Below are 10807 nucleotides of genomic sequence, written 5' to 3' on the forward strand. Positions count from 1 at the left end.
GTCACTGGATCGGTTCGTCCAGCATCATCTCGCGGACGAACCGCACCGGCGGCGCGCCATACGACAACACCTGGTCGTGATACACCTTGGCATTGAACTTGTCGCCGAGCTTGGCCTCCACCGCCTTGCGCATGTCGAAGTGCTCCTGCGCGCCGACGAAATACGTCGGCAGCTGCGCCGAGGTCAGCTGCGCGCGCACCCACTTGCCGGACGCTTCACGCTCCTGCTGGAAGGCCTGCTTGGTCATCAGTTCCATCGCCTGCTCGCGGCTCCAGTTGTCCACGTGCACGCCCTGGTCGAGGATGGCGTTGGCGATCGTGCGCAGGTAGAACTTCAGCTGCACCAGGCGGAACAGCGGGTCGTTATCCAGGTAACCCGCGTCGGCCATCATGTCCTCGGTGTAGACCGCCCAGCCTTCGGCGAACAGGCCCGAGCGCAGCACCGAGCGCAGGGTCGAATGCGACTTGGCCGAGTGCGCGCCTTCCAGGTAATGGCCCGGCATCGCTTCGTGGATCGACAGCAGGTGGATCATGCGGCTGTTGTATTCGCGCAGGAACGAGTCGACCTGCTTGTCGTCCCAGTCGTCCGGAATCGGCGAGATCGCGTAATAGGTGTCCAGGCCCTTGTCGAGCGGACCGGGCGAGTCGCAATAGGCGACCGCGACGCCGCGCTGGAACTCCGGCATCAGGATGATCTTGACCGGGTCGTTGGGCACGGTCACCAGATCGTGCTTGCGGGTGAAGTCGGTGGCATCGGCCAGCGTCTTCTTGGCGAAGTCGACCACTTCGTTGCGTGCCGGCTTTTCGGCATAGGCCAGCTCGAGTGCGGCCTCGATCGCCTTCTGCTGCTGGTCGGCGTTCGGATTGGCCGGCAGCTCCGGTGCGTTGGGCTTGTCCTTGAGCACGGTCTGGGCGATGGCGTACATCTCGCCGCGCACGCGCTTGAGTTCGGACTCGGCACGCTGCTTGATCTCCGCACGCGACAGCGAGGAGTTCAGCGAGAACTGCAGCTTCTCGTCATACAGCGTTTGGCCGATGCGGAAATCGCCCTTGGCATTGGGCACCAGGGTCTTGTCGAGCCAGGTCTGCTGCTCGGCCAAGGCCTTGCGCAGGCCGGCGACGGCGGCGTCGAGCTGCTTGCGCTCCTCGCCCTTGAGCTGGTCGGCGTTGGGGACGATGAAGGTGTCGATCAGGCTGAGCACGCCGGCGTTCTGCTTGGCGACGGTCTCGGCGTGGATCGACGGCACGCGTGCCGGGTCGAGGTTCTCGCGCATCTGCGCGTAGATCCCCGGGATCTTCTGCATGCGCGCGGTGGCCGACTTCAGCCGCTGCGGCATCGGCGCGAAGTCGCGCGCCATCAGGTTGTAGATCGCGCCGCCGGCCAGGCCGCTGTACACCTGCGGATCCCAGGCCCAGCCCTGCAGCGTTTCGACCGCCCAGACGTCGCCGCGCAGCTGGTTGCGCAGGATCGCCGCGTCGATCTGGTTCTCGCGCGAGAGCCTGGCGGTGTCGATCGCGTCTAGCTCGGTCAGCAGCTTCTTGCTGAAGTCGACCAGCTTCTGCCGGCCGGCCGCGCTGAGGTCATCGACCTCGCTGTCGTAGTCGTGCTTGCCGATCTGGGTTGCGGCGATCGGGTTGAGCTGCAGCCAGCCGTCGAGCCAGCGCTGCGAGAGCTCGGCGAAGCGGGCGTCGGTGGCGGCATCGGAGGCCGGCGCGGCAGGCGCCGTGGCGGCGGTGTCGGCCGGCGTCGGCGGGGTCTGCGGCTGGCAGGCGACCAGGGTCGCGCTGAGCACGGCGACGGCGAGGAGGGTGGGGCGCAACGAACGCATGGCAGGTCTCGGGACAGGCGGCAGGCCGCGATCTCCACAGGATATCGCCAGCGGCGAGTGTCCCGCATGGGTCGTTGGTTGAGTCGGGCCCGCCGGTTGCCTTGCCGAGTCTGTCGCAAGCGCCCGGGCGGCGCCTCAGGTGCCGGCGGCGGCGATGCCGTCGGGGTGGGCGTAGACGTTGAGCTGTCCGCCGCGGGCGAACGCCGCCAGGGTGATGCCGGCGGCATCGGCAGTGCGGATGGCCAGGTCGGTCGGGGCCGAGATGGCCACCACGATGGCCATGCCCGCGGTCGCGGCCTTGTGCACGATCTCGTACGACGCCCGCGAGGTGATGACCAGGAAGCCGTCCTGCGCACGCAGCGGCGGCGCCTGCGCCGCCATCGCGCCGACCAGTTTGTCGAGCGCGTTGTGCCGGCCGACGTCCTCTCGCACCAGCAGCCCGCCCTCATGGGCGAAACCTGCGGCATGCACGCCGCCGCTGTGCGTGTTGAGGGGCTGCTGGTCGGCGAGGGCGGCCAGCGCGGCATGGATCACCGCGGCACTGACCGGCGTCGGCGCGGCCACGCGCGGCACCGGACGCAGCGCCGCCTGCAGCGATTCGACGCCGCACAAGCCGCAGCCGCTGCGGCCTTCGAGGCCGCGTCGCCGATCCTGCAGGGCGTCGAAGCGCGCTTGCGGAATCGCCGCGTGCAGGGAGATGCCTTGGTCATGGCGCACGACATCGACCAGGCGGAACTCGTCGGCACTGGCGACGATGCCTTCGCTCAGCGCAAAGCCGAGGGCGAAGTCCGGCAGCGATTCAGGCGTGGCCATCATCACCACGAACGGTTCGCCGTTGTAGAGCAGCGCCACAGGCGCTTCGACGATGACGCGGTCGTCGAGCTGCGTGCGCGCGTCACCGTGCAGCCGCAGCGCCTGCACATCGCTCAGCGCTTCGCTCACGCGGTCCCGCACAGCTGCCGTCCACGCGAAGTGAGCCACAACACGGTGCGATCGCCGTCCTCGCGTTGCTCGACCAGGTCCAGGCCATCGAAGCGTGGGTCGCTGCCCAGTGCCGACAGAAGTCGCTGCAGTTCGCTCAGGCCGAGCCCCAGGCGCTTGGCGACGCGGTGGATCGACTGCCCGTCCTCGCGCGCGAGCAACTGCAGCAGCGCCAGCGCGGAATCCTCGCTCATGACAGCGCGCTCATGCCGCGGGGCTCCGGCGCAGACGCACCGGGATCGATTTCGATGCCGGCGTGCGCGCGCGCTCGGCATGGTGGTCGAGCGGGACGAGCGCGTTGGTTTCGGGGAAATAACTGGCCAGGCAGCCTTCCGGGATGTCGTACTCGACCAGGCGGAATCCGTTCACGGTGCGCTCGCCGTCGCTCCAGATCGAGGTGATGTCGACCAGGTCGCCGTCGTGGAAGCCGTGGCGGTGCAGGTCGGCGGCATTGATGAAGCAGACACGGCGCAGGCCGTGCACGCCGCGGTAGCGGTCATCGAGGCCATAGACGGTGGTGTTGTACTGGTCGTGGGAGCGGACGGTCATCAGGGTCATCAGGCCCTCACCCCAACCCCTCTCCCGCGGGCGGGAGAGGGGCTCGGCGTTGGCGAGCGGATGGGTATGGAACGTCGCCTTGCCACTGGCAGTCGGGAACACCCGCTCCCGCCCCGGATGGTGCAGGTGGAATCCGCCCGATGCGCGCACGCGCGCGTTGAAATCTGCGAAGCCATCGATGACGCGGGCGATGCGATCGCGGATGCGGTCGTAGTCCTCCACCAGCCACAGCCATGGCGTGCGGCTTTGCGGCAGCGTCGCTGCGGCCAGGCGCGCGACGATCGCCGGCTCCGACAGCAGTTGGTCCGAAGCAGGTGGGTTCATGCCCGACGACAGGTGCACCATGCTCATCGAGTCTTCCACCGTGACCGCCTGCGGGCCCGAGGCCTGCAGGTCGATCTCGGTGCGTCCCAGGCACGGCAGGATCAGTGCCTGGCGGCCGTGCACCAGGTGCGAGCGGTTGAGCTTGGTGCTGACGTGCACCGTGAGCCGGCAGCGGCGCAGCGCCTCGCTCACGCGCGCGCTGTCGGGTGTGGCCGCGGCGAAGTTGCCACCCATCGCGAAGAACGCGCCGGCACGGCCGTCGTGCATCGCTTCGATCGCGGCGATGGTGTCGTGGCCGTGCGCGCGCGGCGGCTGGAAGTCGAACTCGGCACCGAGGCGATCGAGGAAGGCCGGCGACGGCTGCTCGTAGATGCCCATCGTGCGGTCGCCCTGCACGTTCGAATGGCCGCGCACCGGGCAGGGCCCCGCACCCGGGCGACCGATGTTGCCGCGCAGGAGCAGCAGGTTGGCCAGCATCTGGATCGTGGCGACGCTGCGCGCATGCTGGGTGATGCCCATGCCCCAGCACAGGATCGTCGCGGGGCTGTCGATGTAGGTCTGCGCAGCGTGTTCGAGCTCGGCGCGGGTCAGGCCCGATTCGCTTTCGAGCGTGTCCCAGGCGGTCGCGCGCAACGAAGACGCGAAATGCTCGAAGCCGCTCGTATGGGCGGCGATGAAGTCGGCATCGACTGCGCCGCGTTCGACCACGACCTTGGCCAGCGCCGTCGCCACCGCGAGGTCGCCGCCGATGCGTGGCTGGTAGTACTCCGAGGCGATGCGGGTGCCGCTGCCGCCGAGCATGTCGGCCGGCGACTGCGGGTTGGCGAACCGTTCCAGTCCGCGTTCGCGCAGCGGATTGAACACGACGATGCGGCAACCGCGGCGCGCCGCGGTGCGCAACTCGCCGAGCATGCGCGGATGGTTGGTGCCGGGGTTCTGGCCGAAGATGAAGATCGCATCCGCGTGCTCGAAATCCTCCAGCGTGACCGAGCCCTTGCCACTGCCCAGTTGCTCGATCAGCGCCACGCCCGACGCCTCGTGGCACATGTTCGAGCAGTCGGGCAGGTTGTTGGTGCCGTACTCGCGCACGAACAACTGGTACAGGAACGCCGCCTCGTTGGAGGTGCGACCGGAGGTGTAGAAGATCGCCTCGTCGGGCGACGGCAAGGCATTGAGGGCGTCAGCCACCATTGCGAACGCGCCGTCCCAGTCGATCGGGCGGTAATGGTCGCTGCCCGCGTCGTAGACCATCGGCTCGGTCAGCCGGCCCTGCGCTTCGAGCAGGCGATCCTCCCACTGCGCCAGCTCGCTGACGCTGTTCTCGGCGAAGAACTCACGCGTCACCCGCTTCGATGTCGCCTCGTTGGCGACCGCCTTGACGCCGTTCTCGCAGAACTCGAACGTCGAATGCACGTTGCGGTCCGGCCAGGCGCAACCCGGGCAATCGAAGCCGCGCGGCTGGTTGGCTCGCAGCAGGGTGTTGGCGCCCTTGACCAGCACCTGCTGCTCACGCAGGGCCTGCCAGGAACTCTTCAGTGCATCCCAGCCGCCGGCGGGCTTGTCGTACGGGTCGATGGGCTTGTTGTCGGTCATCTGCAGTCGATCGATTGCCGGCGGCTGCGCCGGCATGCGCCGATGATAGGCCTGTTGCCGTCGCTCGGGGCTGAAGCCCGGTCCGGCTCATGGCATAGTCGCGACCGTTGACTTCACGAGGGGCGGGGATGCGTATTGGCCTTGTATTGATGCTGGCGCTCGCATCGACGCGTGCCTTCGCAGGAACATGTCCGCCTGAAGGCTGGAGCGTGGAAAAGTTCGAAGCGCTGAAGCAGTCGCAGTTCGTCATCTCCGATGCTGGGGAGCGCGCGACACTGGCCCTGGCGCTGCTCGACTGCCTCGGCGAAACCGATCCGCAACTGCGCGACGGCATCGCCTACGAGGGACTGGCGGCGTGGATGCGCAAGGGCGAGCTGGCGCCGGAGACCCTGCGGCCGATGCGCGAACGCCTGTACGCGATGCTTTCCGGGCCCGACCCCGATGGCGTGCGCTGGCCATTCGCGGCGCTGGTGCTGGCCGAAGTGGCGCGCACCGACCGCACCACGCCATGGATGACGCCGGCGGAGCGGGCGACGATGGTGGTGCGCGCGGCGGCGTATTTCGAGTCGGTGCGCGACTACCGTGGTTTCGAGGCCGGCGTCGGCTGGCGTCACGGTGTTGCCCACGGCGCCGACTGGCTGATGCAGCTGAGCCTGAATCCGGCCCTGGACGGGCCGCAGTTGAACCGCATCGTCGATGCGGTGGCGGTGCAGGTGGTTCCCGCCAGCGGCCACGCCTACATCTTCGGCGAACCGCAGCGGATGGCGGCGCCGCTGGTGTATGCGGCGCAGCGCGGTGTCCGCGACGAGGCGGCCTGGTCGGCCTGGTTCGCTGCACTGCTGCCCCGGCTCGGCGACCCGGCGCTGGCATGGCGCGACAGCGCCTGGCTGGCGCGCCGGCATGATCTGAGCGCGTTCCTGCAGGCGGTCTACGTCGAGGCCGATCTGTCGGCGGATCAGCGCGTCAAGGCGCTGCTGCCGGGCGTGACCGCCGCGCTGAAGGCGCTGCCCTGACGGGCGATGCCGGGGGGTCAATCCTCCTCGGTATCGAACTCCACCAGCACGTCGAGATCGAACGCCAGCGCCTCGACGGCGTCGCGCACCCGTGCCGCGGTGGCCAGGTTGGGGGCCTCGATCTCCAGTGCGTGCTGCCCCGGGCCCTGGTCGTCGACGAGGCCGGCCGAGCTCGAATCGTCGTCGTCCAGGTGCGACATCAGGTCGTCCACCTCCTCGATGTGTTCGATGCCGTCGAGGCTGGTGAGGAGGTTGCTGATGGCGCGGACGCTGTCGTCGCTGCCGGTCACTCGTAGACGCATCAAGGGCATGGCAGGGGCCTTCCGGAAGGGGCCATACGAGGCTATTGAGCGGCGGGATAAGACGGCGTGATGGCGCGCCGGCTGCATCCGGATGTCATCGTGATGGAGTAGGGTGCCGCCATGGATATCGACACCAGAACCCCGCCGACCGGCGTCACCCTGCGGCCGCTGGAGCGTGGCGACCTGCATTTCGTCCACGTGCTCAACAACAACCGCAGCGTGATGGGCTACTGGTTCGAGGAGCCGTACGAATCGTTCGTCGAACTGGAGGAGCTGTACCGCAAGCACATCCACGATCAGTCGGAGCGGCGCTTCATCGTCGAGGATGGCGCCCATGAACGCGTCGGCCTGGTGGAACTGGTGGAGATCGACCACCTGCACCGCCGTGCCGAGTTCCTGATCATGATCTCGCCCGAGCAGCAGAACCACGGCTATGCGCGCGAGGCGACGCGGCTGGCGATCAGCTACGCCTTCCGCGTGCTGAATCTGTACAAGCTCTACCTGCTGGTCGACGTCGACAACGAGCGCGCGATCAGGATCTACGACGAAGCCGGCTTCCGCCGCGAGGGCGTGCTGATCGACGAGTTCTTCAGCGACGGCCGCTACCACGACGTGGTGCGGATGTGCCTGTTCCAGGACGAGGCGTTGAGGCACGAACCCAGGCAGGAGCGGACCGCGCCGTAACGACGGTGGAGGAGGGCTCGTCATTCCCGCGAAGGCGGGAACCCATGGACGTTGCCCTTTGCCGTCATTCCCGCGAAGGCGGGAACCCAGTCACTTTCGAGCAACGTCAACGGCAAATGGATCCCGGCGTACGCCGGGATGACGGTGAGGGTGCTGGAGGACGTTGGTGAGCTCAGCGCTTCTTCGTCTTCGCCTTGGCCTTCGACTTCGCTGCCGGCGCTTGCTTCACCGGCTTCGGCGGCGGTGCGCGCGTCGGCAGCGGCACGTTGCACAGGTCGATATGGCCGGCCATGTGCTTGTACCACTCGTCGCGGCGGTTGCGGCGCGACTCGACCAGGTCGGTGAACAGCGGCGTGTCGGTGCGCAGCACCTCGATCGCGACGCGGTCCTTCTTCGCCACATCTGCAGCCAGGCGCACCGAGCGGATCGGCGTGCGCTGCGAGGGCTGCTCGTAGAAACCCAGCGGGCCGGTGCCACGCGGCAGCACCGACAACAACTCGATGCCCTTGATCACGCGGCCAACGAGGGTGATGTTGCGGTCGAGCTGGCGCGGCGACTGGCCGGTGACGACATACAGCTCGGTGGCGTTGCTGGAATCGGCGGCGACATCGCGGCCTGCACCGACGGCGCCATAGCAATGCGCCATCCAGGCGGTATTGGTGGCCGGATCGCGACCGGCCGGGAAGCCGTAGGAGAAGCCGACCTGCGGCGCCCAGCCATCGGCATCGGGCAGGCGGTCGAACGGCAGGCCCTCGGACTTGCGCGCGAACTCCGTCGGCAGCTTGGCCTTGGTGCCGCGGCCCATCGGCTTGCGGTCCTTGTCTTCCTCGGCCGGGTCGCCCCATTGCACGACGAAGTTGTCCTGCGAACGGTTGATGCTCATGCCGTTCCAGTAGCCGTTCTTGGCCATCGCGCGGATGTTGGCCACGTGCGCGGGTGCAAATGCCGGCGCCAGTTCGATCACGACCTGGCCGCTGTCGAGATCAAGGTAAAGCGTGTTCTTCGGGTCCGGGACGCGCCAGTCCGATGGCGCGGACGCATCGAGGATCTCCTGCATCGATCGCGGCTTGGGCACGGCGGCGGCCGGTTCGGGCTCGGCGGCGCCGGCCGCGCAGACCGCCAGCAGCAAGGCCGACGAGAGCACGACGAACGACCATTTGCGTGCCCTGGACAGGCGCGGTTGCGACAGGCATGACTTCGACACGACTTACCCCCTGAGATGAACAGGCAGATTCTGGCCCAGCCCCTGCGCCGCCACCAGCCCTTTCAGCCGCGCCGGAATGCCGGTGGTCAGGACGATGGCCGGACTCTGACGCGCTTGGTCATGGTGACGCGCCGTTGCCCCGGCTGGCCGTCCGCTTGCGTACTGTCTTTCGCGCCGGTGTCTTGCGCGCGGTCTTTTTCGCGGCCTTCTTCGTTACCTGCTTCGCGACCTTGCTGGCGGCGGTCTTCGTCGCCTTCTTCAAAACTTTGCGGGTGGCCTTCTTCGCTGTCTTCGTTTCAGCCTTGCTTCGTTGCCTGCTTCGCTACCTTCTTCGTCGCCTTCCTGGCAGTTTTCTTCGTCGCCTTCTTCGTGCTCTTGCGTCCCGAGCCCGACTTCTTGCCACCACCGTCGTGCTTGTTGACCGTCGCCCAGGCGATGCGCTCGGCATCTTCCTCGGGCATGCCGCGCTCGCGTTCGCTGTCTTCGATGTGTTCGGCCTAGCGCTTCTGCTTGTCGGTGTAGGCGGATTTGTCACCCCGTGGCATCGCGATCCTCTCCTCGCCGCCTGCAGTACGGCGCAAGGCCTTGATAACAAGGACGCGGTCGAGGGGGCGGCAAGGCCACAACGGCTCATGGCTGGTCTCATGACTAATGGCAGGTTCTGTATATAGAACTTGATAGTAGTGTTGCCATCAGCATAGCGGGGCCCCCGCCCCAAGACCGCCCGAAAACCGTGCCATGACCGACCTCGACAACCAGCTGCGCAAATTCCAGAAGGAGCTCAGTGCCGGCACCGTTTCGCTGGTCCTGCTGGCGGTGCTGGCGGCGGCGAGCGAGCCGATGTACGGCTACCAGATCGCCAAGCGCCTGGAGCGGACCGGGGAGGGCGTGCTCAGTGGCAAGCAGAGCGCGCTGTACCCGGTGTTGCGCAACCTGGGGGCCGCGGGCCTGCTCGACAGCCATGTCGAGCCGTCGATGTCGGGCCCGCCGCGTCGTTACTACCAGATCACCGAGGCCGGCCGTGCGGTCCTGCAGGAATGGATCACCGCCTGGCGCGCCACCCGTGATTCCGTCGATACCGTCCTTGAAGGACCTGACAAATGAACGCGTTCAATTCCAGCAACGCCGGCCTGCCGAGCACCATCCCCGAGTACCTGGAACACCTGCGTCGCTCACTGGCCGGCGCCGATCCGGCGCTGGTGCAGGACGCGCTGTACGACGCCGAGGAGTACCTGCGCTCGGAACTGGCGGAGAACCCCGGCAAGTCCGAGGCCGACGTTATAGTCACTGTCGCCAGCAGTTACGGCGCACCGGACGAAGTCGCCGACATCTACCGCGACACCGAGGTCAAGGTGCAGACCGCACTGCGTCCGCCGGCACCGCCGCCGCGCAAGTCGCTGCTGGGCCGGTTCTTCGGCGTGATCGCCGAGCCGCGTACCTACGGTGCGCTGTTCTACATGCTGCTGTCGCTGGCTACCGGCATCTTCTACTTCACCTGGGTGGTCACCGGCATCTCGCTGTCGGCCGGCCTGGGCGTGCTGATCATCGGCATTCCGTTCGTGATCCTGTACTTCGGCTCGGTGAAGATGCTGTCGCTGGTCGAGGGCCGCATCGTCGAGACGATGCTGGGCGAGCGCATGCCGCGCCGGCCGCTGTACGGTACGCGCGGGCAGCCGTTGCTGGAGCGCATCAAGGACCTCTTCATCGATCCGCGCACCTGGGCCACGCAGCTGTACTTCCTGATGATGCTGCCGCTGGGCATCTTCTACTTCATCGTGACGGTGGCCGGCCTGACGGTGTCGCTGTCGATGATCGCCGCGCCGCTGGCGCTGCTGCTCGGGTTCGGTTCGCACCTGTACGTCGACGACATCATGGTGTTCGGCGTGGCCGAGCCGTGGCTATGGCCGCTGACGATACTTTGCGGAGTGCTGTTGCTGTTCGCGACGATGCACCTGGTGCGCCTGTTCGGCCAGATGCATGGGTTGCTGGCCAAGCACATGCTGGTCAAGACGGCGCAGTACAACTGACCCTGTCGTTGCCGCGAAGGCGGCAGTAGCCCGTCATTCCCGCGAAGGCGGAGGTTGCCCGTCATTCCCGCGAAGGCGGGAACCCAGTGACTTGAAGTTGACGCGCCGGCCCCTGGATCCCGGCGTTCGCCGGGATGACGGTCAAGGTGGATCCCGGCGTTCGCCGGGATGACGATGAGGGAAAGTCTGGTCGTTCCCGCGAATGCGGAGTTACCCGTCATTCCCGCGAAGGCGGGAACCCAGTGACTTGAAGTTGACGCGCCGGCCCCTGGATCCCGGCGTTCGCCGGGATG

General features: G+C 67.4%; 11 protein-coding genes. 5 read left to right on the top strand and 6 right to left on the bottom strand.

Annotation, left to right across the window (positions count from 1 at the left end):
* Position 1: 1 nt before the first annotated feature.
* The 4 genes from AC3A3X_RS16015 to AC3A3X_RS16030 form a co-directional block, all read right to left on the bottom strand.
* Entirely contained in the window at positions 2-1819 is a 1818-nt protein-coding gene (locus AC3A3X_RS16015; RefSeq protein WP_487584016.1) for a DUF885 domain-containing protein, read from the bottom strand.
* A gap of 144 nt (positions 1820-1963) precedes the next feature.
* Positions 1964-2770 carry a formate dehydrogenase accessory sulfurtransferase FdhD gene (gene fdhD / locus AC3A3X_RS16020; RefSeq protein WP_487584017.1) on the bottom strand — a complete coding sequence of 269 codons (807 nt, stop codon included), beginning with the start codon at positions 2768-2770 and terminating at the stop codon, positions 1964-1966.
* A complete protein-coding gene (locus AC3A3X_RS16025; RefSeq protein ID WP_487584018.1) occupies positions 2767-3003 on the bottom strand; it encodes a helix-turn-helix domain-containing protein in 237 nt (78 codons plus the stop codon). The genes fdhD and AC3A3X_RS16025 overlap by 4 nt, the downstream gene beginning before the upstream one ends.
* Before the next feature lie 10 nt (positions 3004-3013).
* Positions 3014-5284: an FdhF/YdeP family oxidoreductase gene (locus tag AC3A3X_RS16030; protein WP_487584038.1), complete on the bottom strand. Its 2271-nt coding sequence runs from the start codon at positions 5282-5284 to the stop codon at positions 3014-3016.
* Between the two features lie 128 nt (positions 5285-5412).
* Here AC3A3X_RS16030 and AC3A3X_RS16035 point away from each other — a divergent pair, with 128 nt between their 5' ends.
* Positions 5413-6297 carry a DUF2785 domain-containing protein gene (locus AC3A3X_RS16035; RefSeq protein ID WP_487584019.1) on the top strand — a complete coding sequence of 295 codons (885 nt, stop codon included), beginning with the start codon at positions 5413-5415 and terminating at the stop codon, positions 6295-6297.
* A gap of 17 nt (positions 6298-6314) precedes the next feature.
* On the opposite strand, the gene AC3A3X_RS16040 is transcribed toward AC3A3X_RS16035, so the two are convergent.
* Complete coding sequence (locus AC3A3X_RS16040) at positions 6315-6608, bottom strand: hypothetical protein (protein WP_158731763.1); 294 nt, start codon at positions 6606-6608, stop codon at positions 6315-6317.
* A gap of 111 nt (positions 6609-6719) precedes the next feature.
* On the opposite strand from AC3A3X_RS16040, the gene speG reads away from it, so the two are divergent.
* Positions 6720-7283 carry a spermidine N1-acetyltransferase gene (gene speG / locus AC3A3X_RS16045; protein WP_487584020.1) on the top strand — a complete coding sequence of 188 codons (564 nt, stop codon included), beginning with the start codon at positions 6720-6722 and terminating at the stop codon, positions 7281-7283.
* A gap of 172 nt (positions 7284-7455) precedes the next feature.
* Here speG and AC3A3X_RS16050 read toward each other — a convergent pair whose 3' ends face one another.
* Positions 7456-8487, bottom strand: a complete 1032-nt coding sequence (locus tag AC3A3X_RS16050; RefSeq protein ID WP_487584021.1) for a peptidylprolyl isomerase — start codon at positions 8485-8487, stop codon at positions 7456-7458.
* 134 nt (positions 8488-8621) lie between these two features.
* Here AC3A3X_RS16050 and AC3A3X_RS16055 point away from each other — a divergent pair, with 134 nt between their 5' ends.
* The 3 genes from AC3A3X_RS16055 (at position 8622) to AC3A3X_RS16065 (ending at position 10514) form a co-directional block, all read left to right on the top strand.
* On the top strand, positions 8622-9158 hold the full coding sequence (locus tag AC3A3X_RS16055) for a hypothetical protein (RefSeq protein ID WP_487584022.1): 537 nt from the start codon (positions 8622-8624) through the stop codon (positions 9156-9158).
* 67 nt (positions 9159-9225) lie between these two features.
* Positions 9226-9591, top strand: a complete 366-nt coding sequence (locus tag AC3A3X_RS16060; RefSeq protein WP_487584023.1) for a PadR family transcriptional regulator — start codon at positions 9226-9228, stop codon at positions 9589-9591.
* Complete coding sequence (locus tag AC3A3X_RS16065) at positions 9588-10514, top strand: sensor domain-containing protein (RefSeq protein WP_487584024.1); 927 nt, start codon at positions 9588-9590, stop codon at positions 10512-10514. The genes AC3A3X_RS16060 and AC3A3X_RS16065 overlap by 4 nt, the downstream gene beginning before the upstream one ends.
* Positions 10515-10807: the final 293 nt, after the last annotated feature.

This window comes from Lysobacter sp. Soil_N_23, from assembly GCF_057656135.1.